Raw genomic sequence first — 26,099 nt, 5'->3', positions numbered from 1 at the left:
ACCTGAAAAGCCGGGCGCGGCGGGAGGCGCATCGCCTCCCGCCGCGCTCCGCGCGTCCACGACTACATCCGGACGCCGGCGGTCTCCAGCAGGTGGATCCGTACGGCGTCCCGCACGCGTATCTCCAGCTCGTCCAGCTCGGCCGGGGTGGCGGCGTCGATGAGGAACGTCACCGCGCGGTCGTCGGAGCTGTGCAGCGGCCCGAGCTCGGCGCCGCGGTCCTTGAGCACGAGCACGGCGCGCAGCGTGGGCGGGTCGTCCGGGGCGCCCGGCTCGAGCTCGGGCCACAGGCCGCCCTCGCCGACCCAGGCCGGTGAGACGCCCGGCCAGTCCACCGTGACGTCGCCGAGCCGCCCGGGCTCGTGCTCCAGGTAGACCTGGCGGGCGTACCGGCGCGGCGCGGGATAGGCCGCGGGCTCGCCGAGGGCGATGCGGATGATCTCCGGCTCCATCGGGGCGCCGGTCGCGAGCGAGTAGAGGATCGACAGGCCGTCGCCGGGAGTGCGCGCGGCCACCTCCATCAGATAGGGGCGGCCCTCGCCGTCCACCCGCCATTCGGCGTGCGCGATGCCGTCGGCGAAGGCCAGCCGTTCGAGCATGCGCCGGTTGGCGTCGAGGATGATCTGGTTCACGCCGTCCAGCTCGTTCGGCACCGAGTGGGACAGCTCGACGAAGGTGCGGGCGCCCGACTCGGTCGTCTCCTTGCGGGTCACCGAGGCGAACAGGACCCGGCCGTCCTGCACCAGGCTCTCCACGGAGAACTCCTGGCCGGTCACCTTCTCCTCCACCAGCACCGTCTCGTGCGGCAGATACGCGTCGAGCTGGGCGCGCAGCTCGGCGGCGTTGTGCACGGTCTCCACACCCGAGCTGGAGTGCCGGCTCGCGGGCTTGACCACGGCGGGGAACGACACGCCCTCGCCGGTGAACGCGGCGCGCCCGGCCGCGGGGACGACCACCGAGGCCGGGCTGAACTCCGGCAGATACCACCGCTGCAGATACTTGCTGCGGCAGGCGCGGGTGGCCCGCAGGCCGGGAGAGGGCAGCCCGAGAGCGTCGGCGACCAGGCCGGTCGGCTCGACCAGGGTCTCGCCGACCGCGTAGACGCCGGTGATGTCGTAGCGGTCCCGCCATGCCCGTACGCCGGAGATCACGCCGGCCGTGAACGAGTTGTCGGTGTTGACGTCGCCGTCGGTGAAGGCGATCTCCTCGATGACCGAGGCCGGGTGCGCGGGGTCGCGCATCTGGGCCAGGGCCTTCTCCCGCCAGGAGGCCGACGTGACCACCAGGATCTTGAGCCCCCGGCGGGACAGTTCGCGCAGATAAAGAGGGGCCCGGCAGATCACCAGGAATGATCCGGTAAGTACGAATGCTCGAGGTTTCACTTTCGCCACCGCCGTTTCTCGCACGTGCTCACAGGCACTTCGCGAACGGACATTAGTTCCGCCATTTTCGGACGGTCAATGAAATTTCCCGATCATTCGGGATGACCGGTTTCCCGATAGGGGTGGACCGGGGTCGCCGGCCGCCTCACGCCCGCCCTGCCTCGGGGTTCCGAGAAGTCCGAGGTCGTCCTGGATTGTCCGGCCGCGCTGTGGGGCCGTTAGGGGTTGTGAGAAATGCGCGCCCGACCGAATCCTGAATTCGTTCCGATAGGGCCGGAACATCCGTGAACCCCCGATTGGAGGGCTGTTCAATGGCTGGCAACGGCGCCGGAGAAGACGGTCTGGAGACGCTGCGGGCCTCGCTCGACCGTATCGACGAGTCGCTGCTCGACACACTGCGCAGGCGTATCGAGTGCTGTGTGGAAATCGCGCATTTCAAGCGTGAGCACAACGTCCCGATGATGCAGCCCCACCGCATCGGCATCGTGCAGCGGCGGGCCGCCCGATACGCGCAGGACCACGGAATCGACCCCGACTTCCTGCGCCGCCTCTACGACCTCGTCATCGCGGAGACCTGCAGGGTCGAGGACCTGGTGATCGGCGATGTCGCCGCTCGGTGAGCGCGGCGCCGGCGACTCACCCGGCTATTTCGACACGGCTTGGAGGAACCCCGGCATGAGAACGATCCTGATCGACAATTACGACTCGTTCACCTACAACCTCTACCAGCTCCTGGGTGAGGTGAACGGACAGCCGCCGGTCGTGGTGCGCAACGACGCCGACTGGTCCCAGGTGCCGATCCACGAGTTCGACAGCGTCGTGATCTCCCCGGGTCCCGGCCGGCCCGAGCGGGCCCGCGACTTCGGTGTGAGCGCGCGGGCCATCCGTGAGAGCGGGCTGCCCGTGCTCGGCGTCTGCCTCGGCCACCAGGGCATCTGCCACCTGTTCGGCGGCACCGTCACCCACGCGCCGCAGCCGATGCACGGCCGCGTCTCGCAGGTGCGCCACACCGGGGCCGACATCTTCGCCGGCCTGCCCTCGCCGTTCTCGGTCGTGCGCTACCACTCGCTGGCCGCCACCGACCTGCCGGACGAGCTGGAGGCCGTGGCCTGGACCGACGACGGCGTGGTCATGGGGGTGCGGCACCGCACCGAGCCCATCTGGGGCGTCCAGTTCCACCCCGAGTCGATCAGCAGCGAGCACGGCCGCGAGCTGCTGGCCAACTTCCGCGACCTCGCGCTGGCCCACCGCCGGGCCAGGGAGGAGCGCGCCGCCGCCGCCCGCTCGCCGTACCGGGTGCACGTGCGCAGGCTGCCGCTGCTGCCGGACGCGGAGAGCGCCTACCGGGAGCTGTTCGCGGGCAAGGAGCACGGCTTCTGGCTCGACAGCAGCTCGGTGATCGAGGGGCTGTCGCGGTTCTCGTTCATGGGCGACGGCTCCGGCCCGCTCGCCGAGTACGTCACCTACCGGGTGCCGGAGCGGACGGTCACCGTCAGCCGGGCCGACGGGTCGCGGCAGCGCATCGAGCAGCCGTTCTTCGACTACCTGGACGAGCAGCTGCGTGAGCGCGCCGTGCCGGCGCCGGAGGGCCTGCCGTTCGACTTCAACCTCGGCTACGTCGGCTATCTGGGCTACGAGCTCAAGGCCGAGGCGGGCGGCCAGGCCGCGCACCAGGCCGAGGAGCCCGACGCGGCGCTGCTGTTCGCCGACCGGATGCTCGTGCTCGACGCCGTGGAGAAGGTCTCCTACCTGCTCGCGCTGACGACGAACGAGGAGGGGGACACCGACGGCGGCGCGCTCGCCTGGCTGGACGAGACCGCGGCGCGGCTGTTCTCCCTGCCGCGGCACGAGCCGCCCGAGCCGGTCGCGTTCGCGGGGATCGGCATGACCGACCCGGCGATCGCCGGCGTGGTGGAGATGCGGCACGACAAGCAGGGCTACCTCAGCCGGATCGGCGAGTGCCTGGAGGAGATCTACCACGGCGAGTCCTACGAGATCTGCCTCACCAACGCGGTCACCGTCCGCGCCGAGATCGACCCGCTGCGGACCTACAGCCACCTGCGGAAGATCAGCCCGGTGCCGTACGGCGCGCTGCTCGACTTCCCCGACGTCGCGGTGCTGAGCGCCTCGCCCGAGCGGTTCATGACGATCGGCCCCGACCGGGTCGCCGAGTCCAAGCCGATCAAGGGCACCCGGCCGCGCGGCGCGACGCCCGAGGAGGACGAGGCGCTCCGCCACGACCTGCTCAGCCGGGAGAAGGACCGCGCCGAGAACCTCATGATCGTCGACTTGATCCGCAACGACCTGAACACGGTCTGCGAGGTCGGGTCGGTGCACGTGCCCCGGCTCTTCCACGTCGAGACGTACGCGCCGGTGCACCAGCTCGTCTCCACGATCCGCGGCACGCTGCGGCCGGAGGAGTCGGTGGTGACCTGTGTGCGGGCCGCCTTCCCCGGCGGTTCGATGACCGGCGCCCCGAAGATCCGCACGATGGAGATCATCGACCGCCTGGAGGAGGGCCCGCGCGGCGCCTACTCCGGCGCGCTCGGCTGGTTCTCCCTCGGCGGGGCCACCGACCTCAGCATCATCATCCGCACCCTCGTCGCCACCCGCGACCGGGTCAGCTTCGGGGTCGGCGGCGCGATCGTGGCGCTGTCGGACCCCGAGGAGGAGTTCGAGGAGACGGTCGTCAAGTCCCGCGCCATGATCACCGCGGTGCTGGAGACCGCGGCCCAGACCGTGGGGGCCTGACGATGACCCGCGGGGACCACACGACGACGGATCACGGGGACCGCCGGACGGCGGACCACGGAGACACGGGCCTGCTGCGGCGCTGCGTCGTCGTCGGCGGCGCGGGCGCCGTGGGCGGCCTGTTCGCCGGGCACCTGCTGCGGTCCGGCGCCGAGGTGCTCGTCGTCGACCCCGCGCCCGGCGCCGCCACCGGGGAAGGCGCCACCCGGTCCGCGCCGGCCGTGAACGTCGCCTCGCAGGAGTCCACGGCAGGGGCTCCCCCGGCCGGTGAGGCGAGGGTCCTGCGGGGCGACATCACGGACATCGGGCCCGAGCTCGCCGAGGAGCTCGGGCGGGCCGACCTGGTCCTGCTCGCGGTGCCCGAGCAGGTGGCGCTGGCGGCGGTGAAGCAGGTGGCCGCCGCGATGCGGCCGGGCGCGCTGCTCGCCGACACGCTCTCGGTCAAGGGCCCGATCGCCGACGAGATCCTGGCCCACGCCGGGAACGTCGAGGCGGCCGGTCTCAACCCGATGTTCGCCCCGTCGCTCGGCTTCGCGGGGCGGCCGGTCGCCGCCGTCGTGGTCCACGACGGCCCGCGCACCCGGGCGCTGCTGCGGCTGGTCGAGAGCTGGGGCGGCCGTGCCGTACGGCTCGGCGCGCACGAGCACGACCGGCTGGCCGCGGCGACACAGGCGCTCACCCACGCGGCGGTGCTGTCGTTCGGGCTGGCGCTGGCCGGCCTCGGCGTCCGCGTCGCCGAACTGGCCGCCGTCGCCCCGCCGCCCCACGCCACGATGCTCGCGCTGCTGGCCCGGATCGCCTCGGGCACCCCGGAGGTCTACTGGGACGTCCAGTCGGCCAACCCGCAGGCCGCCGCCGCCCGCGCGGCGCTGGCCGACGGCGTACGCACCCTCGCCGGCCTCCTCGACGGCCGCGCGGACGGGGAGGCGGAGTTCGCGGCGGCCCTGGGCGGGCTACGCGACCTCCTCGGCCCCGATCTCGGCTTCTACCGCGACACGTGCGCCGGGATGTTCGGCGCACTCCCCACCTACGAACCCCCTTATCAGCCCGGCCCCACCACGAGCACCTCATCTCCCGTCACTACCGAAAGGTGAGATCGATGACCATCTCCATCTCCCACGAGACCGTCCTCACGACGGAGCAGCGCGCCAGGCTCGCCGCGGACCCCGACCTCGGCGGCGGCAACCTGCTGACGAAGGCCATCGAGGCCAACCCCCACCCGGAGCTCCCGTTCATCCACCTGGGCAGGCCGCTGACCAACACCAAGGGCGAGCAGCAGACCGAGTGGAGCCTGCTGGAGCTGGACGAGCTGGCCCAGAGCTGGTCGGTGTGGTACCTGCGCCAGGGCGTGCGGCCCCGCGACCGCGTGGCCATCTACCTGGAGGACTCCTTCGCCTACTCCCTGCACTTCTACGCGCTGGCCCAGATCGGCGCGGTTGCGGTGCTGGTCAACAGCAAGGCCTCGCGCTACATCGCCACCGAGCTGTGCCGCCAGACCAACCCGGTCGGCATGTACACCGACCTCGCCCACCTGGAGATCCTCGGCGAGGAGTTCCACCTGCTGCCCGGCCTGCGGTGGACGCAGGTGGCCGAGGAGCTGCCCGCGCCCCCGGCGGCGAAGCTGCCGCAGGAGGCCCGCTTCCGCCACGTCGGCGAGGACCCGGTCTCGATCCTGCACTCCTCCGGCACCACCGGGCGGCCCAAGCCGGTCATCCAGACCCACCGCTCGTGCGTGGCCGGGCCGCGGTTCCGTCTCGTGGACCACCACGAGCAGCCGGGCGCCGTCATGATGACCGCGCTGCCGCAGTCGCACCTCGGCTGCATCGCCTACACGACGTACGCCGTGCTCGGCGGCACGCCGATCGTGCCCTGGTTCGACACCAGCGGCCCCGAGCTGGCCAAGGCCGTCGAGAAGTACCGCCCGACGACCGTCATGGCCTTCGGCCACGCGTACGCCGAGCTGGCCGCCGCGGACCTGCCGGCCGGATCGATCGACTCGGTCAACGTCTGGATCTCCATCGGCGACGCGGTCCACGAGAAGCACATCAAGGGCATCCTGGCCAAGCGCGACCCCTCGCTGCCGCCGGCCGCGTTCTTCGACCGTCTCGGCACCACCGAGCTGGGCTGGGGCGTGCTGCTGAAGGTCCGTACGCTCGCCGACGAGCGCAACGACCGCTGCGTGGGCAAGCCGGTCGGCGTCGCCGAGGTCGCGGTGCTGCGCAGGGACGGCACGATCGCCGACGTCAACGAGGTCGGCCTGCTCGGCGCGAAGGGCCCGGCGATCACCGCCGGATACTGGAGCGACTCCGACACGACCTACCGCAGCAAGCTGTCGGGCTACTGGCTGACCGGCGACATGGCCTACCGCGACGAGGCGGGCAACTACTTCCAGGTCGACCGGGCGGTGGACGCGATCGAGACCCCGACCGGCACCGGCTACTCGGTCTTCATGGAGGAGCTGCTGCTCAACGAGCTGCCCGAGGTCCTCGACTGCGCCGTGGTGGCGGGCATCCACCGCGGCCGTACGGTCCCGGTGGCGGTCGTGACGTCCAGCGCCGAGCGGCCGGACGCGCAGCGGCTGCTCAACGAGGCGAACGAGAAGCTGAAGGCCGCCGGTCACCCCGAGCTGACCATGCTGGAGGTCGCGCGCAGCGAGGAGGACTTCCCGGTCGGCGTCACCGGCAAGGTCCTCAAGCGCCGGCTGCGGGAGAAGTACAGCTCGCTGTCCACCTACATCCGTGAGAACAGCGGCAAGACGCTCGGCACGATCCTCAACGACGTCTTCGTCTGATCCCGCCCGCCGCCCCCGATTCCCGCCATCCCCGTGCGGATCAACGGCGATCCGCACCCGATCCGCGCCGCCGGGCCGGACATCCCCCCCAGGACCGGCCCGGCGGCGCACACGCGGACACCATCCCGTCGCGACCCCGCACAGACCCGACAGCACGAAGACCCGACCACACGGATGTGGAGGACTCCCATGACCGACGCCGAGCTGTTGCTGGTGTTCGACTCGACGATCGATCCGTCCGGCATCGCCGGGTGGGCCCAGCACTTCGACTCCACCGGCACCACGACCACGACGTACCGGCTGGGCGGGGCGCACGTGATGGTGGCCCAGGGGCCCGGCGCCCTGCTGCCCCTCCCGGCCGACCTGCCCGGGCCCCGGCAGACGACGCGGGCGAGCGGCGGCTTCCGGCTCGGCCGGCGCGAGCTGTTCCCCTCGGGCACGGCCGTGACCATCGGCTCCGCGGTGATCGGGGACGGGGACGTCGCCGTCTTCGCCGGGCCCTGCGCCGTCGAGAACCCCGGGCAGATGATGTCCACGGCCGGGGCCGTCGCCCGGCACGGCGCGGTCGGCCTGCGCGGCGGCGCGTTCAAGCCGCGCACGACGCCCTACTCCTTCCAGGGCCTCAAGTGGGCGGGCCTCGACCTGCTGGTGCGGGCCAGGGAGGAGACCGGCCTGCCGATCCTCACCGAGGTGGTCGATCCCCGGCACGTCGAGCGGATGGCCGAGGTGGTCGACGGCTTCCAGATCGGCACCCGCAACATGCAGAACTTCGAGCTGCTGACCGAGGTGGGCCGCAGCGGCATGCCGGCCGTGCTCAAGCGCGGCTTCGGCTGCACGGTCGACGAGCTGCTCACCGCCGCCGAGTATCTCCTCGCCGAGGGCAACGACCAGGTCGTGCTGTGCGAGCGGGGGATCAGGACGTTCGAGGGGGCCACCCGCTTCACGCTCGACCTGTCGGCGGTCGCGCTGCTCAAGCGGCGCACCCACCTGCCGGTGATGGTCGACCCGAGCCACTCCCTCGGCATCCCCGACCTCATCGAGCCGCTCACGCTGGCCGCCGTCGCGGCGGGCGCGGACGCCCTGCTGATCGACGTGCACGTTCAGCCCGAGCAGGCGTTGTGCGACGGCAAGCAGGCGCTGCTCCCCGAGGACTTCGCCCGGCTGATGGGCCGCCTGGAGATGCTCGCGCTCGGCGTCGGCCGCCGGCTGTCCCCGGCCCCGGCCGCCGACTACTCCGAGATCCACGACGCCCTCACCTCCGACGTCGTCTAGCCGCGTACGAGTGCCGGTCGAGGAGGTGGAGCGATGCGCGCGGCGACGAGCACGCGCCTGGCGGACGCCGACGTCGGCGCCGTTGACACTCACTGTCCGTATTGTGCGTTGCAGTGCGGGATGACTCTCAGCCCGGCGGGCCGCGCCTCGGTGCGGGTGCGGCCCCGCGACCCGTCCGCGGGCGGACTGTGCCAGAAGGGCTGGACCTCCGCGGCCCTGCTCGGCTCGCCGGCCCGGCTCACCACGCCGCTCGTCCGGGACGGCGGCACCCTGCGCCCGGCGAGCTGGGACGAGGCGCTCGGCCTCGTCGCCCGCAGGATCAAGGAGATCTCCGCGGAGCGCGGACCCGACGCCGTCGCGGTCTTCGGCGGCGGCGGACTCACCAACGAGAAGGCCTACCTGCTCGGCAAGTTCGCCCGGGTGGCGCTCGGCACCTCGCAGGTCGACTACAACGGCAGGTTCTGCATGTCGTCGGCGGCGGCCGCGGCGCACCGCGCCTTCGGCCTCGACCGGGGGCTGCCGTTCCCCCTGACCGACCTGGAGGGCGCGGACGCGGTGCTGCTCGCCGGGGCCAACCCGGCCGAGACGATGCCGCCGTTCCTGTCCCACCTGCGCCGCGCCATGGACGCCGGGGGGCTGATCGTGGTCGATCCCCGGCGCACCCCGACGGCCGAGCGTGCGGCGCTGCACCTCGCGCCGGCCCCGGGCACCGACCTCGCGCTGGCGCTCGGCATCCTCCACGCCGCCGTGGCCGGCGGCCGGCTCGACCACGCGTACGTCGCCGAGCGGACGACCGGCTTCGAGGAGACCTGGCGGGTGGCCGCCGCCTGGTGGCCCGAGCGGGTCGAGCGGGTGACCGGCGTCGCCGCCGCCGACCAGCGCAGGGCCGCCGCGATGCTGTCCGAGGCCGCGAGCGCGTACGTGCTGACCGCCAGGGGGGTGGAGCAGCACGCCACGGGCGTGGACACGGCCGGGGCCTGGATCAACCTGGCGCTCGCGCTGGGCCTGCCCGGCCGCCGCGGCTCGGGCTGGGGCTGCCTGACCGGCCAGGGCAACGGCCAGGGCGGGCGCGAGCACGGGCAGAAGGCCGACCAGCTTCCCGGCTACCGGAAGATCGACGATCCGGCGGCCCGCGCGCACGTGGCACGGGTGTGGGGGATCGAGCCGTCCGCGCTGCCCGGCCCGGGGCGCTCGGCGTTCGAGCTGCTCGACGCGCTCGGCACCGGCGGCGGCCCGTCCGCGCTGCTGGTGTTCGGCAGCAACCCGGCCGTGTCGGCGCCGCACTCGGCCCGGGTGGCCGACCGGCTGGCCGCGCTCGACCTGCTCGTGGTCTCCGACATCGTGCTGTCGGAGACGGCCCGGATGGCCGACGTGGTCCTGCCCATCACGCAGTGGGCCGAGGAGGACGGCACGCTGACCAACCTCGAAGGACGCGTGCTGCTGCGCCGCCGCGCGCTGGCCCCGCCGCCCGGGGTGCGCACCGACCTGGAGGTCCTGCACGACCTGGCCGTACTGCTCGGGCAGCCGCCCGAGCGCTTCCCCGCCGACCCCGAGACGGTCTTCACCGAGCTGCGGGCGGCGTCGGAGGGCGGCCCCGCCGACTATTCGGGCGTGACCTGGGACCGGCTGCGCGCAGGGGAGCGGCTCCACTGGCCCGTCCCCCGGCGGCCCGAGCACGGGCAGCCGGAGCGCGACAAGCCGGGGCACGACAAGCCGGAGCACGACAAGCCGGGGCATCCGGGGACGCCGCGGCTGTTCCTGGACCGGTTCGCCCACCCCGACGGGCGGGCCAGGTTCGCCGCGGTGGACCACAAGGGGCCGGCCGAGCCGCCGGACGAGGAGTTCCCCCTGTACGCGATCACCGGGCGGGTGCTCCAGCACTACCAGTCGGGCGCGCAGACCCGGCGTGTGGAGGAGCTGCGCGCGGCCGTGCCCGAGGCGTACGTCGAGGTGCACCCGGACACCGCGCGGCGGGCCGGGCTGAGCGACGGCGCGGCGGCGGCGGTCGTCGGCAGGCGCGGGCGGGTCGTCGTCCCGGTGCGCTGCGTGCCGTCGATGCGGCCCGACGTGGTCTTCCTGCCGTTCCACTTCCCGGGCGCCCAGCGCGCCAACCTCGTGACGAATCCGGCGCTCGATCCCGTCAGCCGGATGCCCGAATTCAAGGTCTGCGCCGTACGGCTGACGCCAGCGGGCGAACGGGAGGCGCAGTGACTACCAGGGTCGTGATCGCCGGCTATGGCATGGCCGGCGCCCGGCTGGCGGAGGAGATCCGCCGCCGTGATCCGGCGGGAGAGCGCGTCGCCATCGTCGCGATCGGCGACGAGCCGCACCCGCCGTACAACCGGGTCCTGCTGTCGAACGTGCTGGCGGGCGCGATGTCCCCGGCGTCGGTGCGGCTGCAGGACGAGGGCTGGGCCGCCGCGCACGGCGTGGAGGTGCATCGGGGCCGCGAGGTCGTCTCGATCGACCGCGAGGGGCGCGGTGTCACGCTCGACGACGGCACGCGGATCGGCTACGACGTGCTCGTGCTGGCGACCGGCGCGCGTGCGTGGGTGCCGCCGGTGGAGGGGCTGACCGGCGACGACGGCGGTCTCGCCCCCGGCGTGGCCACGTTCCGCACGCTGGACGACTGCGCCGCGATCACCGCCGGAACCCGCGGCGGCGTGCGGGTGGCCGTGCTCGGCGGCGGCCTGCTCGGCCTGGAGGCGGCGCGCGGCCTGGCCGAGCGCGGCAACGCGGTCACCGTCGTCCATCCGCGCCGCCACCTGATGGAGCGCCAGCTCGACGACGGCGCGGGCGAGGTGCTCGCCCAGGTCCTGCGCGGCCTCGGCGTGCGGGTGCTGGTGAACTCGCGCGCGGCCCGCTATCTGCCCGGCGACGGGCTGAAGCTGGACGACGGACGGCTGGTCGAGGCCGACCTCGTCGTCGTGGCGGCGGGGGTCCGCCCGCAGACCGCGCAGGCGTCGGCGGCCGGGCTCGCCGTCGACGGCGGCGTGCTGGTGGACGACGACCTGCGCACGAACGACCCGCTGATCCACGCCATCGGCGACTGCGCCCGGCATCCCGGCACGGTGCCCGGCCTGGTGCAGCCCGCCTGGGAGCAGGCCGCCGCGCTGGCCGCGCTGCTCACCGGCACGCGCTCGCCCTACCGCGGCACGAAGGTGGTGACCCGGCTCAAGGCGAGCGGGGTGGACCTGGCCTCGCTCGGCGACGTGCACGCCGGGCCGGACGACCCGCGCGCCGAGGTGCTGTGGCTCAGCGAGCCGGCCCGGGGCCGCTACGCCAAGCTCGTCGTCCGCGACGAGCGGGTCGCGGGGGCCATCGCGCTCGGCGTGCCCGACGCAGCCGCCACGATCACCCAGTTCTACGACCGCGGCCTGCCCGTGCCGCCCGACCGGCTCGCGCTGCTGCTCGGCCGGGCCATGCCGTACGGCGAGGGCGGGGCGCCCGGCGGCACGGACGCGGCGGCGCTGCCGGGGACGAGCGTCGTGTGCCGCTGCAACGCGGTCAGCAAGAACACGCTGGTCGCCGCGTGGCGGTCCGGAGCCCGCGACCTGACCGCCCTCGCCTCGGCCACCCGGGCGACCACCGGCTGCGGCACCTGCACCGACACGGTCTGCGGCATCGCCCGCTGGCTCGCCCGGGCCGACAAGGAGGACGCCGCGGGGGTGGCGCATGCCCAATGAGATCCCTACGACCACGCTGACAAGGAGACCCGCATGAGCGAAACGACGGCGGCCGCCCGGCGCGGCCGCGGCTGGATCGAACACTGGAACCCGGAGGACGAGGAGTTCTGGGAGACCACCGGCCGCCGGGTGGCCCGGCGCAACCTGATCTTCTCGGTGTTCACCGAGCACCTGGGCTTCGCTATCTGGGTGCTGTGGTCGGTGGTGGTGCTGAGCCTGCCCGCCGCCGGGCTGCCGATGAGCGTGTCGGAGTCGTTCTGGCTCGTCTCCGTGCCCAACCTGGTCGGCTCGGCGATCCGGATCCCGTACACGTTCGCGGTGCCGCGCTTCGGCGGCCGGTTGTGGACGGTGATATCGGCGGCGCTGCTGCTGGTGCCGTCGGCGCTGCTGGCGTTCGTCGTGCCGAGCGGGTGGCTGGCCGCGCAGGACCACGACACGACGTTCTGGGTCCTGCTCGCCTGCTCCGCCACGGCGGGCGTCGGCGGCGGCAACTTCTCCTCCTCGATGGCGAACATCTCGTTCTTCTATCCGGAGCGGCGCAAGGGCTTCGCGCTCGGCCTCAACGCGGCCGGCGGCAACCTCGGCGTCGCGGTCGTCCAGCTCCTGGTGCCGCTGGTGGTCGTCGCGGGCGTGCCCGTGGCGGCGTCGGGCACACAGGTCCACCTCGCGTACGCCGGGCTCATCTGGATGCCGTTCATCGTGGTCGCCGCGCTCGGCGCCTGGTTGTTCATGGACAGCCTGGCCGAGGCCAAGGCCGACCCCCGGTCGTACGCCGCGGCGCTGCGGCACGGGCAGACCTGGATCGTGTCGCTGCTCTACATCGGCACGTTCGGCTCGTTCATCGGGTTCTCCTTCGCGCTGCCGCTGGTGATCAGGACGACGTTCCCGGAGTTCCTGGCGCAGCATCCGTTCATCCGCGACTACCTCGCCGGGCTGGGCTTCGTTGGGGCGCTGGTCGGCTCCGTCGCCCGGCCCTTCGGGGGCAGGCTGTCCGACCGGTACGGCGGGGCCCGGGTCACGCTGGCCGTCTTCGCCGGGATGGTGGTGGCGACGGTCGCGGCGGCGGGCGGGGTCATCCGCCACGACTTCGGCCTGTTCTTCTGCTCCTACCTGGTGGTCTTCGCCTGCTCCGGGGTGGGCAACGGCTCGACGTACCGGATGATCCCGGTGATCTTCGGCGAGCTGGGGCGCAGGGAGGCGGCCAGGCGCGGCCTCGACCCGGCGGCGACCGCGCCGGACTACAAGCGCAAGGCGGCGGCCGTGATCGGCATCGCCGGGGCGATCGGCGCGTTCGGCGGGTTCCTGATCCAGCAGGTGTTCCGCGTGGCGAGCACCGACGCGGCGAGCGCGATGAAGGGCGTGACCGGCGCCGCGGCGGCTCGTGTCGCACAGGAGCACGCGGGCTGGTCGCTGCCCGCCCTGTGGATCTTCGTCGGTTCCTACGTGCTGCTCGCCGGGCTCACGTGGTGGACCTACCTGCGGCGCGGGCCGAGCCGCGCGCCGAGCTTCGCCTACGCCCGGGTGTGAATTTTCGTAGCACCCCGGCGTAACCAAAGTTGTAGGCCGTCTGCCCCTTACGTCATCCGGCCTGGTCATTAGGGTGCGCGGCCGTTGTGGCGGCCATGGGCGCGTGCCAGCGTGCTGGTCAGAGGGCACGCGAAACGGTTCACCAGGGATGTGGAGGGATTTCGATGGCACGTCGCATTCAAGTCGGCAAGCCGACCAGGAAGCCCCAGTCGAACGCCGCGCCCGACCTGCGCACCCCGTCGGGCCGCCGGCTGCCCTACTGACCGCTGATCACCCGCATCCAGGAGAAAGAAGGGAGGGACCCGGTGAGCGACCTCGTCATGGTCATGCCCTACCGGGCGTTCGTCATCAAGGCCCGTGAGGAGGGGCACCGGATCTGCGCGGTCTGGGATCCCACCCTGCAGACGCCGGACTACCTGGCCGGCATCGCCGACCTGGCCGACGCCTTCGTGCTGACGGACTTCTCCGACCCCGTCGCGTTCGACCGGACCGTACGGCAGGCGGTGCGCGACTTCGACCCCGATTTCGTCTACCACATCGGCGCCGAGGAGAGCATGCTCGCGACCTACCGCATCGCGGAGGACCTCGGCAAGGCGGTCAACCCCGCACGCTCGATCGAACTGCTCAACGACAAGCTCCAGCTCCGGCGGCTGCTCGCCGGGCACGGCCTGTCGCCGGTGCGCTTCGCCCACGCGGCGCGCTGGCAGGACGTGCCCGCCCTGCTCGACGGCTTCGAGCTGCCCGTGGTCGTCAAGCCGACGGAGCTGGCCGGCAGCCGGGGCGTCTACCTGCTGCGCGAGCCCGGCCAGGTCGCCGAGTGGGGCGCGCTGCTCGACTCGTACGGCTACGCCGGCCCGGTGCTGGTGGAGGAGTATCTGCGCGGCCCCGAATTCAGCGTGGAGTCGCTCAGCGACCACGGCCGCCACCAGGTGGTGGGCGTCACCCGCAAGGTGCTCGGCCCGCCGCCGCTGTTCGTGGAGGCCGGGCACGTGCACCCCGCGCCCGCCGGGCCGGACACCGAGGCGATGGCCGAGCTGACGATCGAGATGCTGCGGCTGACCGGATACCAGACCGGCCCGGCCCACACCGAGATCATCTGGACCGCGGCCGGTCCCCGGATCGTCGAGTCACAGGCGCGGCTCGGCGGCGACCAGATCCCGCGCCTGGTGCAGCTCGCCACCGGGCTCGACATCGAGCGGGCCGTGTTCCGGATCCTCGGCGGAAAGGCGCCGGGCACGGTGGAGCGCCGTGCGGTCGCCCACATCTCCTACTTCAGCCTGACCCCCGGCGAGGTCCGCGCCGTCTCCGGCGTGGAGGAGGCCAGGGCGCTCGACTACGTCGACATGCTGGAGTTCCCGTTCCGGCCGGGCGACCGGATCCCGGAGACGGTGGACTGGCGCACCCGCCACGGCTTCGTCGTCGTGACCGGGGAGACCGAGGAGCAGGCCGTCGCGCGGGCGCGGCACGTCCACTCGCTCGTCCGGGTCGAGGCGGGCGAGCCCGTCGGAGCGGGTGTGACGTCGTGAACCTGGCCGCACTCCACCCGGCAGTGCTTCATCCCAACCTGCGCATCCGCATCGCGGTCGGCTTCCTGCAGCGCCTGCTCGACTCGATGGTCATGTCGTTCATGGCCATCTATCTCGCCTTCGAGTACGGCGTGGCGGTCGCGGGCGTGCTGGTCGTGACCGTCATGGTGCTCGGCGTCGTGGGCACGCTGGCGGGCGGGCACATGTCCGACGCCCGCGGGCGGCGGCGCACGCTGCTGCTCGGCGAGACCGGCGTCTGCCTGACGTTCGCGCTCATGGCGGTCGCCGACTCGCCCTCCTGGCACAACCCGGCGATCGTCTACTGCGGCTACCTCGTCAACAAGTTCGCCGCGAGCTTCGCGATGCCGGCGAACGACGCGATGATCCTCGACGTCACGACCCCCGAGAGCCGCAAGCTCGTCTACACGATCAACTACTGGTCGATCAACCTCGCGCTGGCCGTCGGCGCGCTGCTCGGCGGCTTCCTCTACAACGGCCACTTCACGCTGCTGCTGGCCCTGGCGGCCACGGGCACGGTCGCGATCGCCGCGGCGACGTACTTCTTCATCGCGGAGACCAAGCCCGAGGACACCGAGCCGACCGGGCCGGGGGAGAGTGGGCCGGGGGAGAGCGGGCCGCGCGGGTCGATCCTGCGGGACTTCGCCAACGGCTACCGGCTGGTGCTCCAGGACCGGGCCTTCGGCCGGCTGCTGATCGCCGCCACACTGTTCATGTCCATCGAGCTGCAACTGATCAACTACATCGGCGTACGGCTGGCCAGAGATCTGCCGGCGCAGGACCTGCTGTCGATCGGCTCGTGGTCGATCCGCGTGGACGGCGTGGAGATGCTCGGCATCCTCCGCGCGGAGAACACCGTGCTGGTCGTGGCGCTCGCGCTCGTCGCCCACGTCGTGCTGCGCCGGGTGCCCGACCGGGTCCGGCTGTACGCCGGAGCGGGGCTGTTCGCCGCCGGATACATGGTGCTGGCCGTCAGCGACACCGGCTGGGTGCTGCTCGTGGCCGCGCTGGTGCTCACCATCGGCGAACTGATGGACGTGCCGGTGCGGCAGGCGCTGCTCGCCGACATGGTGCCGGCCGCGTCCCGCACCCGCTACATGGCGGTCTACAACCTCAACATCCGGGTGGCCCTGGTGGTCGCGTCGCTGTGCATCACGATCGGCTCGGTCCTTCCCCCGTGGGGCATGGCCGCGATGTACGGCGTCTTCGGCCTGGTGATCATCTGGCAGTACCACGCGATCCTCACCCGCCCCGCCGCCCGTGCCGAACAGCTCGCGCGGGCGTGACCAGGGAGACGCCATGAATCTCACCGTCCGAGAGGCCGTGCAGGAGACCCGGCAGGACGCCCGGCAGGACACCCGGCAGGAGACCCGGCAGGAGACCGGCGTGGTGCTGCGGGGCGCGGAGCTGGAGTATCGGCGGCACGGCGACTGCTGGGTGAGCCCGGTGGCCGGCCCGCACATCGGCGCGTGGCACTCCACGGTCGAGGCGGTCCGCATCCCCGCGGGCCGCCAGTGGTCGCCGCCCGGCGCGGCGGCGGCCGAGCAGGTCGCGGTCGTGCTGGCCGGCGCGGGCGTCGGCACCGTGGGCTACGAGATCAGCCGGATGCGCGCCGCCTCGGCGTTGTATTCGCCCGTGGGCAGCCCCTACTCCCTGTCGGCCGGCGACCGGGAGATGACCGTCTACGTCTGGAGCGCCGTGCCGTCCTCAGGCGGCACGGGCGCCGCGGGCCCGGCCCGGTTCCGCTCGCTCTGGAACGGCGAGACCTGGCTGACCCCGCCCGTGGCGAGCGTGCTGTTCCGGCCGGGAGCCGGTCGCGCGGGGCTCTGCCTGCGTTGCGGGATCATGCTGCCGGGCGAGACGCTCGGGGTGCGTCAGCACGAGGAGAGCGAGACCGTGTACTTCGTCTTCGAGGGTGAGGGGCAGTTCTACCTGCACGACCGGTGGGTGGAGCTGGGGCCGGGCGACGGCGTCTTCGCGCCGCCGGGCGTCCGGCACGGAGCCCGCAACCCCCACACGGGCCGCCTCGCCAGCCGCTTCGTCGTGTTCGGCGGCTCCGTGGCCGAATTGCCGTCATATCTGCATGATGGTGTGCCGGATTTGTGATGCGGTCGGTCGCAGTGATAGGGAAAACTGGGGGCGGAAAATCCGCCTCGCGCAATATGAGTGGTATCCGGTGCATCATCGACTTTCTCGAATCTCCATTATTTTCAACGGTGTCCACGTGAATGACCAAGCGATATCCAAACCAATCAATCTGTCACCGCGACCCGGCACGCGGGCGGCGTCATGCGACGCGTGAACCTCGGCGGGCAGGGCCTGGTCTCCACGAGCCTCGGGCTCGGCTGCACCGCGCTGACCGGCGCGTACGGCCCGGTCGACCACGATGAGGCGATGCGGGTCGTCATGCGCGCGCTCGACGGCGGCGTGTCGCTGATCGACCTGATCGACGCCGACGGCGAGGCCGAGCGCCTGGTGGGCAAGGCCGTCGCCCACCGGCGCGACGAGGCCCTGATCGCGGCGGCGCCCCATGGCCCCGGATACGGCCGCGCGGCCGGACGGACCGGCGCCGGCCGCTGGGAGGGGCGAGACCACGTGTCCCGCCCCGAGGACCTCGGCCGCGCCTGCGACGCGTCTCTGGCCCGCCTGGGGATGGAGCAGATCGACCTGTTCGTGGTGGACCCCGGCGCCACCGGCGCGCCGATCGAGGAGACGATGGGCGTGGCCGGCCGCCTCCAGGACGCGGGGAAGATCGCGCACATCGGCGTTCGCGGCGTCGACGGAAACCGGTTGCGGCGCGCGCACGCGGCGCGGCCCGTCGCCGCCGTCGCGGTGGAGTACTCCCTGTGGCAGCGCCGGGCGGAGCTGGAGGTGCTGCCGGTGGCGCGCGAGCTGGGGATGGGCGTCGTCGCCGGCCGGCCGCTCGGCCGGGGCTTCCTGACCGGCCGGATCACCTCGCCGGTGCAGCTCGGCCCCGGAGACGTACGCCGCCTCGACCCGCGTTTCTCCCAGGAGAACCTGGAGGCGGAGCTGCAGCGGCTGCGCGACGCCCAGGGGGTGGCGGCCGACATGGACATCGGCATCGGGCGGCTGGCCATCGCCTGGCTGCTGGCGCGCGGCGACGACATCGTGCCGGTGCCGAGCACGCGCGACCTGGTCCACCTGGAGATGAACCTCACCGCGACCGGCATCCTGCTGCCCGAGCCGGTCAAGGCCCGCCTCGCAGGGACGTATCCGCTGCGGGAGGAGTGAGCTCGCCCCTGTCAGCTCACCTCAGGGACAGGTCACCCCCCTGCCGGGGCCGCGGCGGGGGCCGTGGCGCAGGGGCTCAGAGGCTCAGGGACTCAGGGGTTCAGAGGCTCAGGGGTTCAAAGACTCAGGGGAACGAGCGCTGTCCCCGTACGGGGGTGTTCGGACGGGGGCGGGGCGCGGGCTGGTCGCGGCGCGGCGAGATGAGCGAGGCGGCGAGCGCCTTGTTGACCGCGTCGATCCGGGAGACCGCGCCGAGCTTGGTGAAGATGTTGTGCAGGTGCCTCTTGATCGTCGCCTCGGTGAGCGTGAGCCGGGTGGCGATCTGGTAGTTGCTCAGCGCCTGGGCGGCGAGTTCGAGGATCTCCCGCTCCCTGTCGGTCAGCACCACCTTCGATCCGCCCCCCTGCACCTGGGCGAAGGAGTCGCGCGAGACGGCGAGCACGAGCCGGTCGGGCTCGTCCCTGACGCTCCTGACGGCCGAGATCAGCTCCTGGCGGTGCACGCTCTTGAGCAGGTAGCCGCGGATGCCCGCCGACAGCAGCCGGCTCAGCAGCTGCGGGCCGTCGTACATGCTGAGGATGATGATCTGCGACTCGGGCGAGATCGCGCGCATGCGGGTCACGGTCTGCGTGGCGTCGTCGCCGGGGATCTCGACGTCGAGGAGGACCACGTCGGGGTGCTCCCGCTCGACCAGGGCCACCGCTCCCTCGGAGTCGCCCGCTTCGCCGACGACCTCGAAGTCCTCCTGGGTCTCCAGGATCTCGCGTAGACCCTCCCTGAACAGCGCGTGGTCGTCGATGATGGCGATGCTGATCATTTTGTCCGATTCGCTCATGTGCCTAGCCCCGAGAAGGGCACGTACAGCTCGACGTGCGTGCCGTGGCCCGGCCTGCTGGTGATGGTGGTCGTCCCTCCGATGATCGCGGCCCGTTCCTGCATCGACATCAGGCCCACCCCGTCGGAGCGGCGGCCTCCTTCGTCGAAGCCCAGTCCGTTGTCCTCCACCGACGCCCGCAGCTCGTGAGGGGCGAAGGCGACCCGGATCAGCACCTTGGTGGGGTTGCCGTGGTTGAGCGCGTTCCTCGTCGCCTCACGCAGGATGAGGAAGGACTCGTCGCGCACCGTGGGGGAGGCCCATGTCTCGTCCCCGCTGACCCGCAGCCGGATGTCCACCTCGTCCATGTCCACGGTCTCGAGGTAGTACAGCAGGGCCTTCTCGAGGCTGTTGAGCGGCTCCTGCGGGTGCAGTTCGCTGGTGACCGCACGCAGGTTCTGCATGGTCTCCAGGATGGCCTGGTGGGCGGTCTCCACTTTGGCGGTCGCCGTCGCCGGCTTGGTCGCCCGGTGCAGATCGTACAGCTCCAGTTGCCGGTGGGCGACGCTGAGGCCGTGCCCGAGCCGGTCGTGCAGCTCCCTGGCGATCCGGCGGCGCTCCTCGACCTGGGCCTCGTGGACCTTGTCGAGCAGAAAGCTGGAGTAGCTGGCCGACGCCTCCCTGATCCGGGTCGTGATGCTGCGTTCCAGCCCGAGGACGACCAGCGTGAGCAGCCGCATCGACTCGGCGTCGCCGGGCATCCGCTCCATCAGGCAGGTCACGACCGCCTGGAACCATACCGACGCCGCGCGGAGCGACTCGTCCGGGTGGACCCCGCTCGCCGCCCTGGTCGCACCCACCTCCCACGCGATCATCTTGTGGGAGTCGCCCACCTTGATGGTGCCGGCCCGCAGCGTCTCCGCCACGTCGTCGAGGATCTGCTCCGCGTTCGCCATCGCCTGCCGCAGCGCGATCGGGTCGCGGCTGATCGGGCTGTCCAGGGCCGCGAGGTTCCGTGCGTACGCTTCCAGAATCTCGGAGCGATGCGCTTCAAGGAATGCCTCGAAGTCCGGGACCGCCGGTCCGAGTTCTCCGTCTCCCGCCAATGGACCCTCCGAGAGGAAGCGGACGAGTGCCTCCATCCTGGACTAAGCCGCACGCCCAGACAATAAGAATTGTGACACCAGTGGGAGAAGGACGGCCAAATGCACGGCGTATTGCGTTGTCATGAACGCCCGGTACGGCAGGCGGCGGCGCATCCGGGACCCCTGGGAAAGCGGAGTAAGCGTCACCACGACGAGCAGTGAGGCGCCGGTGAGCATCGCGACGGGCGCGAAGCCGAGTGGCACTCGCAACAGCAGCGCGACCGCGCAGAAAGCGAGCGCGACAGACGCGGCGACCGCCGACAGCAGCAGCCTGACCGGCCATTCTCCGCGGCTCACCGCGAACGTCACGCGCCCGGCGGAGCGGTCGCCCGCGATGTCGGGCAGGTCCTTCGCCGGCGAGCCGACCAGACCCATCCACAGCGAGGCCGCGACGGCGAACGCGGGCAGCGCGATCGCCTCCCGCCCGGAGGGGCCGGCCCCGCACGAGGTGTAGCCGGCGCAGTAGGAGAGCACACCGGCCACCCCGCCGATCACCGCCGTGGCGCTGGACCACTTCTTCAACTGGAAGGGCGGCGCCGAGTAGAGGTAGCCGAGCACGAGCACCGCCGTGACCAGCCAGATCATCGGCCCGCCGAGCAGCAGCGCGCCGAGCAGGGCGGCCGCGGCGGCGGCCCAGGCGATGACCCGGGCCTGGGCGGGGTCGAGGTCGCCGCGCGCGATCGGCCGGCGCGAGCCGTTGACACGGTCCTCCCGCACGTCCATCACGCCGTTGAACAGGTAGACGAAGAAGATCGCGAACTGCCACACCAGGGCCCCCGCCACGAGGCGGAACGGGTCGGCGGGGGCGAGCCCGGCGTCCAGGGCCGCGCCGGCGGCGAACCGCAGGAAGAAGATCGCCAGAACGGACGGGCGCGCCTCGGTCAGACACATTCCGAGGATTCGGAAAGGCGAAATCGAAATGGCCGGGAATGCTGCTCTGCTGATCGACATGTCCCGGAGTATGTGTCCGATTCAGGGGGTCGTTAAGAGGGCTGCCCGGGAGGTTGTACCGGGACTACAACTTTCGATACCCCTACCGATCGTACGGGTGATCCGGGGCGCACTCTAGTTGCTTCTCTCTTGCCCCTTGACCAGGGCGCTTGTAGCTTCGGCAGCGTACCGGTCAGCGAATCACCGGCAATTTGGACGGGCTTCCGGAAGGAAGTAGACGCGATTCGCGGACAGCTTTCGGATAAACGGTCGGTCGCGAATTCGGTAGCAAGTCGCCGGATGAGAAAGGAATTCCTCATGAGCAGCTCTCCTTCCCGTTACTCGGCCTTCACCCCCGTCCGCCTGGCGGACCGGCGCTGGCCGGACCGGACGATCGAGGCCGCCCCGCGATGGCTGTCCACCGACCTGCGCGACGGCAACCAGTCGCTCGTCAACCCGATGAGCCCGGAGCGCAAGCTCGCGATGTTCGACCTGCTCGTACGGATGGGTTACAAGGAGATCGAGGTCGGGTTCCCGGTCGCGAGCCAGGACGACCACGACTTCGTGCGCATGCTGATCGAGCAGGACCGGATCCCCGACGACGTGCGGATCTCGGTCCTGGTGCAGGCGCGCGACGAGCTGATCCGGCGGACCGTGGAGAGCCTGGCCGGCGCGCCCCGGGCCAACATCCACCTCTACAACGCGACGGCCCCGCTCTTCCGCCGGGTGGTCTTCGGCATGACGCGTGACGAGTGCCGCGACCTCGCCGTCGAGGGCACCCGCCTGATGATGAAGTACGCCGAGGCCACCCTGGGCGACTGCGACCTGGGGTTCCAGTATTCGCCGGAGCTGTTCAACGAGACCGAGCCCGAGTTCGCCCTCGAGGTCTGCGAGGCGGTCATGGACGTCTGGCAGCCGGAGGAGGGCCGGGAGATCATCCTCAACTTCCCGACGACGGTGGAGCGGTCGCTCCCGCACGTCTTCGCCGACCAGATCGAGTGGCTCGACCGCAACCTGTCGCGCCGCGAGCACGTCTGCCTGTCGATCCACCCGCACAACGACCGGGGCACCGGCGTGGCCGCCTCCGAGCTGGCCCTGCTGGCCGGCGCCCAGCGGATCGAGGGCTGCCTGTTCGGCAACGGCGAGCGGGCCGGCAACGTCTGCCTGGTCACGCTCGGCCTGAACATGTACACGCACGGGGTCGACCCCGGCATCGACTTCTCCGACATCACCGAGATCCGGCGCACGGTCGAATACTGCAACGAGATGCAGGTCAGCCCCCGCCACCCGTACGGCGGCGACCTCGTCTACACCGCCTTCTCCGGCTCCCACCAGGACGCCATCAAGAAGGGCTTCGACGCACTGGCCGTGGAGGCCGCCGAGGCCGGCGCCAGCGTCGACGACCTGCCGTGGCGCATGCCGTACCTGCCGATCGACCCCAAGGACGTCGGCCGCACGTACGAGGCCGTGGTGCGCATCAACAGCCAGTCGGGCAAGGGCGGCGTGGCCTACATCCTGAGCGCCTGGCACGGGCTGAACCTGCCCAAGAGCCTGCAGGCGGAGTTCGCCCGCGTCGTGCAGGCCCACGCGGACGGCACGGGCGGCGAGATCACCCCGGCCGTCGTGCGCGACCTGTTCGACCAGGAGTACCTGTCGCGGACCGAGATCACCGTGCCGCTCGGGCTCGGCGGACGGCCGCTGCAGACCACGCTCTACATCGACGGCGCGCGCTTCGACATCGCCGGGTCGCGGGCCGACGCGATCCGCACCCTGGGCGCCCGGCTGGCGGTCTGGAACGTGGACGTGCAGATGGTCCACCGCACCGGCGTGGAGGCCGCGGCCGGCAGCGCGGAGGACCGGGAGGTCGCGGTCTACGCCGAGTGCGTGATCGACGGACGGCAGGTCTGGGGTGTGGGCCTCGACCACGACGTGGTCGCCGCGTCCTTCGCGGCCGTCCGCTCGGCACTGGCCCGCGCGGGCGAATCGAACGCGGAAGGCGCGGCGGAGCGGGCCGGCGAGAGCGTTTCCGCTCGAATGACGCTGGTCGGCTGATCGGCCAAATCTAGACCAAATATAGAAGGTTAACAGCAAGTCACGGCAATTGTGAAACCCGGCCGTGCGGCCGGGAAACGAACGAAATTCGGGAGGCTCATTATGGCCCTGGTTGAGCGGGAAGAGGTGTTGGCCTCCCTTGAGGACATGCTGGCCGACGCCGTCACCGGCAGAGGGAAGATCGCGATCGTCGGCGGGCCCGTCGCGACGGGCAAGACCGCACTGCTCAACACGCTGGTCGAGGACGCGCTGGAGCACGGCGCCCTGCCGCTGACCGCGACCTGCTCGCAGTCGGAGTCGGGACTGGCGCTGGCCGTGCTGTCGCAGATCCTGCACAACGCGCCGCTCACCCCCGAGGAGGAGGAGCGCACCCGCAACCTGCTGCGCGAGGGCGCCCGCTGCGCCATGTCGGCCGACCCGCTCGCCGACTACGTCGACCAGGTGGACGCCCACATCGTGCACGCCCTGTGCATGGTGCTCCTCGAACTCGCCGAGCGGCACCCCCTCATGATCGTGGTGGACGACATCCAGCACGCCGACCGCGCCTCGCAGCTCTGCCTGGCCTACCTCGCCCGCCGGCTGCGCTTCGCCCACATCCTGGCGATCTTCAGCCAGTCGGAGGAGACGTGGAACGCCCCGTCGCTGTTCCAGACCGAGCTGCTGCGCCAGCCGCACTGCCGCCGCCTCCCGCTGTCGGCCCTGTCCCGCGAGGGTGTCGAGATCATGGCCGCCGACATCGTGGGCGACGACGTCGCCCGGCGGTTCGCCGCGGACTGGCACGCGGTCAGCGGCGGCAACCCGCTGCTCGTGGGCGCGCTCATCGAGGACCACCTCGCCGCGGCCGACGCCGGAGGAGCCCCGGCGCCGAGCGAGACGGACGCCGCGATCGACGAGATCGTCACGGGCGACGCCTATCGCCAGGCGGTGCAGTCGTGCCTGCGCCGAGGCCATCCGCTCGCGGCCCGCGTCGCCCGGGGCCTGGCCGTCGCCGGCGACCCCGGCCACCTCGACCGGCTGCTCGACCTCGACGCCGGCGTCGTCGTCCAGGCGCTCAACGCGCTGCACAACGCCGGACTGGTCGGCGCCGACCTCCACCTGCGCCACCCCCAGGCGCGCGCCGCCGTGCTCGCCGACCTCGACCGGCACGAGCGGACCGACCTGCACCGCAGGGCCGCCGAGCTGGCCTACGGCCAGGGCGCCCCGGCCGCCGTGATCGCCGAGCACCTGCTGGCCGCCCAGCACAACGGGGGGCCCTGGGCCGTACCGATCCTGGAGGAGGCGGCCCGGCAGGCGCTCAGCGAGGGACGCGTCGAGCCCGCCGTCGACTACCTGCGCCTGGCCGACGGGGCCTGCACCGACGACCAGCGCCGCGCCACCATCAAGACGACGCTGGTGCGGGCGGAGTGGCGGCTCAACCCCAGCGCCCCCGCCGCCCACCTCGATGAGCTCACCGACGCCATGCACCGCGGCCACCTGCGCGGCTCGGACGCGGTCGTGCTGGCCAAGGCGCTGCTGTGGCACGGCAGGTTCGACGACGCCCGCGACGTGCTCGACCACCTGGGCCGGATCGGCTCGATCATGGACGCGGAGACGGTGGCCGAGATCCGTGCCGCCCGGCCGTGGCTGCGCTGCTCCTACACACCGTTCCTGGCGCACCTCCCGAGGGTCACCGACATGAGCACGCAGGCGCCGCCGTCCGCGCCGGTCATCGGCCGGCTGGAGGCCGCCACCGCGCTCGCGTCGGTGCTCACCAAGGGCCCGCACCCGCAGACGTTCGCCGACGTGGAGCGCATCCTGCGCAGCTCCCGCCTCGACGACATGTCGATGGACGCCGTCGAGTGCGCCCTGCTCGCGCTGATCTATGGTGAGCGGCCCGACCTGGCCGCTCCCTGGTGCGACCTGTTCTTCGAGGAGGCCGCCAGCCGGCGCGCCCCCAGCAGGCAGGCCCGCCTCGCGGCGCTGCGTGCCGAGATCAGCCTGCGGCAGGGCGACCTCGAGGGCGCGGAGGGCCTCGCCCAGACGGCCGTACGGCTCATCCCGCCGACGAGCTGGGGGGTCGCGGTCGGCGCCCCGCTGTCGGTGCTGCTGACGGCCGTGACCGCGATGGGCCGGCTCGACGAGGCCGTGCAGCTCGTGAACCAGCCCGTGCCCGAGGCCATGCTGCAGACCCGATACGGCCTGCACTACCTGAACGCGCGGGGCCGCTACCACCTCGCGACGGGCGACCTCGGCATGGCGCTGCGCGACTTCCAGACGTGCGGCGAGCTGATGGGCTCCTGGAGCCTCGACTCGCCGGGGCTGGTCTCCTGGCGTACGGGCGCGGCCGAGGCGCTGATCGGCATGGGCCGCGCGGAGCGGGCCCGGCCGCTGCTGGACGAGCACGTGGCGCGCTGCGCCCCCGGCCCGGTCCGCGCCCGCGGCACCGGCCTGCGGCTGACCGCCGCCGCGAGCGAGCCCCGGCAGCGTCCCCCGCTGCTGCGCCGCGCCGCCGACATGCTCCAGGCGAGCGGCGACCAGTACGAGCTGGCCCGCGCCCTGGCCGACCTCGCCGACGCCTACCAGGCGGTGGGGGAGCTGCGCCGCGCCCGTACGGTCGCCAGGCAGGCGCAGCGGATCGCCGAGGAGTGCGAGGCCATCCCGCTGGTCAACGCGCTCACCCAGGGCAGCCCCGGGCAGCCGGCCGAGCCGCCCCGCACGGAGAGCGGCCCGTCCACGCTCAGCGAGGCCGAGCGCCGGGTGGCCGCGCTCGCCGCGGTCGGATACACCAACCGCGAGATCGCCGACAAGCTCTACATCACGGTCAGCACGGTCGAGCAGCACCTGACCCGGATCTACCGCAAGCTCAACGTCACCCGCCGCTCCGACCTGCCCGCCAGCCTCGAGTTCAGCACCTCCGCCTGAGACCGCTCCACGCCCTCGGCCGGCCGGGAGACCCCCGGCCGGCCACTTCCCT

18 protein-coding genes are annotated in these 26,099 nt (G+C 72.3%); 14 read left to right on the top strand and 4 right to left on the bottom strand.

The genetic code is table 11. From position 1 onward, the window contains the following. Window positions 1-62: 62 nt before the first annotated feature. Window positions 63-1,343, bottom strand: a complete 1,281-nt coding sequence (locus tag HCK04_RS22940; RefSeq protein WP_205830593.1) for an ATP-grasp domain-containing protein — start codon at window positions 1,341-1,343, stop codon at window positions 63-65. 350 nt (window positions 1,344-1,693) lie between these two features. Here HCK04_RS22940 and HCK04_RS22935 point away from each other — a divergent pair, with 350 nt between their 5' ends. From HCK04_RS22935 to HCK04_RS22880, 12 genes are all read left to right on the top strand, one after another. Further along, window positions 1,694-2,002, top strand: coding sequence for a chorismate mutase family protein (locus HCK04_RS22935; protein WP_142621117.1), 309 nt, complete (start codon window positions 1,694-1,696; stop codon window positions 2,000-2,002). A gap of 55 nt (window positions 2,003-2,057) precedes the next feature. Beyond that, a complete protein-coding gene (gene pabB / locus HCK04_RS22930) occupies window positions 2,058-4,133 on the top strand; it encodes an aminodeoxychorismate synthase component I (protein WP_142649428.1) in 2,076 nt (691 codons plus the stop codon). 2 nt (window positions 4,134-4,135) lie between these two features. Continuing rightward, complete coding sequence (locus HCK04_RS22925) at window positions 4,136-5,227, top strand: prephenate dehydrogenase/arogenate dehydrogenase family protein (protein WP_142649427.1); 1,092 nt, start codon at window positions 4,136-4,138, stop codon at window positions 5,225-5,227. Between the two features lie 5 nt (window positions 5,228-5,232). Then, window positions 5,233-6,924, top strand: a complete 1,692-nt coding sequence (locus HCK04_RS22920; RefSeq protein WP_142649426.1) for a class I adenylate-forming enzyme family protein — start codon at window positions 5,233-5,235, stop codon at window positions 6,922-6,924. 189 nt (window positions 6,925-7,113) lie between these two features. After that, the gene (gene aroF / locus HCK04_RS22915) at window positions 7,114-8,196 is read left to right on the top strand and encodes a 3-deoxy-7-phosphoheptulonate synthase (protein ID WP_142649425.1); all 1,083 of its coding nucleotides are present in this window, start codon (window positions 7,114-7,116) and stop codon (window positions 8,194-8,196) included. A 33-nt stretch (window positions 8,197-8,229) separates the two neighbouring features. Further along, entirely contained in the window at window positions 8,230-10,407 is a 2,178-nt protein-coding gene (locus HCK04_RS22910) for a molybdopterin oxidoreductase family protein (RefSeq protein ID WP_142649424.1), read from the top strand. After that, window positions 10,404-11,882 carry an FAD-dependent oxidoreductase gene (locus HCK04_RS22905; protein WP_142649423.1) on the top strand — a complete coding sequence of 493 codons (1,479 nt, stop codon included), beginning with the start codon at window positions 10,404-10,406 and terminating at the stop codon, window positions 11,880-11,882. The genes HCK04_RS22910 and HCK04_RS22905 overlap by 4 nt, the downstream gene beginning before the upstream one ends. A gap of 33 nt (window positions 11,883-11,915) precedes the next feature. After that, a complete protein-coding gene (locus tag HCK04_RS22900) occupies window positions 11,916-13,409 on the top strand; it encodes an MFS transporter (protein WP_142649422.1) in 1,494 nt (497 codons plus the stop codon). A gap of 305 nt (window positions 13,410-13,714) precedes the next feature. Further along, on the top strand, window positions 13,715-14,935 hold the full coding sequence (locus tag HCK04_RS22895; RefSeq protein ID WP_142649421.1) for an ATP-grasp domain-containing protein: 1,221 nt from the start codon (window positions 13,715-13,717) through the stop codon (window positions 14,933-14,935). Next, on the top strand, window positions 14,932-16,239 hold the full coding sequence (locus HCK04_RS22890; RefSeq protein WP_205830592.1) for an MFS transporter: 1,308 nt from the start codon (window positions 14,932-14,934) through the stop codon (window positions 16,237-16,239). The genes HCK04_RS22895 and HCK04_RS22890 overlap by 4 nt, the downstream gene beginning before the upstream one ends. Window positions 16,240-16,252: 13 nt before the next feature. Next, window positions 16,253-17,059: a cupin domain-containing protein gene (locus HCK04_RS41345; RefSeq protein ID WP_205830591.1), complete on the top strand. Its 807-nt coding sequence runs from the start codon at window positions 16,253-16,255 to the stop codon at window positions 17,057-17,059. 183 nt (window positions 17,060-17,242) lie between these two features. Then, complete coding sequence (locus tag HCK04_RS22880) at window positions 17,243-18,205, top strand: aldo/keto reductase (RefSeq protein WP_142649420.1); 963 nt, start codon at window positions 17,243-17,245, stop codon at window positions 18,203-18,205. A 124-nt stretch (window positions 18,206-18,329) separates the two neighbouring features. On the opposite strand, the gene HCK04_RS22875 is transcribed toward HCK04_RS22880, so the two are convergent. From HCK04_RS22875 to HCK04_RS22865, 3 genes are read right to left on the bottom strand one after another with little or no spacing between them, the layout of a single operon-like run. Further along, window positions 18,330-19,040 (bottom strand): response regulator transcription factor, encoded by a 711-nt coding sequence (locus tag HCK04_RS22875; RefSeq protein WP_142649419.1) that lies wholly within the window; start codon window positions 19,038-19,040, stop codon window positions 18,330-18,332. Further along, the gene (locus HCK04_RS22870) at window positions 19,037-20,125 is read right to left on the bottom strand and encodes a histidine kinase (protein ID WP_168066190.1); all 1,089 of its coding nucleotides are present in this window, start codon (window positions 20,123-20,125) and stop codon (window positions 19,037-19,039) included. The genes HCK04_RS22875 and HCK04_RS22870 overlap by 4 nt, the downstream gene beginning before the upstream one ends. A gap of 42 nt (window positions 20,126-20,167) precedes the next feature. After that, window positions 20,168-21,055, bottom strand: a complete 888-nt coding sequence (locus HCK04_RS22865; RefSeq protein ID WP_168066188.1) for a UbiA family prenyltransferase — start codon at window positions 21,053-21,055, stop codon at window positions 20,168-20,170. 357 nt (window positions 21,056-21,412) lie between these two features. Between HCK04_RS22865 and leuA the strand changes: the two genes are divergently transcribed. Together leuA and HCK04_RS22855 are read left to right on the top strand one after the other, a co-directional pair. After that, on the top strand, window positions 21,413-23,146 hold the full coding sequence (leuA, locus tag HCK04_RS22860; RefSeq protein WP_185949013.1) for a 2-isopropylmalate synthase: 1,734 nt from the start codon (window positions 21,413-21,415) through the stop codon (window positions 23,144-23,146). A 102-nt stretch (window positions 23,147-23,248) separates the two neighbouring features. Next, complete coding sequence (locus HCK04_RS22855) at window positions 23,249-26,047, top strand: LuxR family transcriptional regulator (protein ID WP_142649415.1); 2,799 nt, start codon at window positions 23,249-23,251, stop codon at window positions 26,045-26,047. The last annotated feature ends 52 nt before the right edge of the window (window positions 26,048-26,099 follow it).

The organism is Microbispora sp. CL1-1 (assembly GCF_012034195.1).
In the GTDB taxonomy this organism is placed as follows: domain Bacteria; phylum Actinomycetota; class Actinomycetes; order Streptosporangiales; family Streptosporangiaceae; genus Microbispora.
Note: the sequence above shows the minus strand (reverse complement) of the source record. Positions and strands in the feature narration are given on the sequence as shown.

Excerpts from the sequence above, each read along its gene's own strand:
- HCK04_RS22900 (WP_142649422.1), top strand. The coding sequence starts at position 11,916 with ATGAGCGAAACGACGGCGGCCGCCCGGCGCGGCCGCGGCTGGATCGAA.
- HCK04_RS41345 (WP_205830591.1), top strand. The coding sequence starts at position 16,253 with ATGAATCTCACCGTCCGAGAGGCCGTGCAGGAGACCCGGCAGGACGCC.
- HCK04_RS22875 (WP_142649419.1), bottom strand. The coding sequence starts at position 19,040 with ATGAGCGAATCGGACAAAATGATCAGCATCGCCATCATCGACGACCAC.
- HCK04_RS22865 (WP_168066188.1), bottom strand. The coding sequence starts at position 21,055 with ATGTGTCTGACCGAGGCGCGCCCGTCCGTTCTGGCGATCTTCTTCCTG.
- HCK04_RS22925 (WP_142649427.1), top strand. The coding sequence starts at position 4,136 with ATGACCCGCGGGGACCACACGACGACGGATCACGGGGACCGCCGGACG.
- leuA (WP_185949013.1), top strand. The coding sequence starts at position 21,413 with ATGAGCAGCTCTCCTTCCCGTTACTCGGCCTTCACCCCCGTCCGCCTG.
- HCK04_RS22880 (WP_142649420.1), top strand. The coding sequence starts at position 17,243 with ATGCGACGCGTGAACCTCGGCGGGCAGGGCCTGGTCTCCACGAGCCTC.
- HCK04_RS22920 (WP_142649426.1), top strand. The coding sequence starts at position 5,233 with ATGACCATCTCCATCTCCCACGAGACCGTCCTCACGACGGAGCAGCGC.
- HCK04_RS22935 (WP_142621117.1), top strand. The coding sequence starts at position 1,694 with ATGGCTGGCAACGGCGCCGGAGAAGACGGTCTGGAGACGCTGCGGGCC.
- pabB (WP_142649428.1), top strand. The coding sequence starts at position 2,058 with ATGAGAACGATCCTGATCGACAATTACGACTCGTTCACCTACAACCTC.
- HCK04_RS22910 (WP_142649424.1), top strand. The coding sequence starts at position 8,230 with ATGCGCGCGGCGACGAGCACGCGCCTGGCGGACGCCGACGTCGGCGCC.
- aroF (WP_142649425.1), top strand. The coding sequence starts at position 7,114 with ATGACCGACGCCGAGCTGTTGCTGGTGTTCGACTCGACGATCGATCCG.
- HCK04_RS22855 (WP_142649415.1), top strand. The coding sequence starts at position 23,249 with ATGGCCCTGGTTGAGCGGGAAGAGGTGTTGGCCTCCCTTGAGGACATG.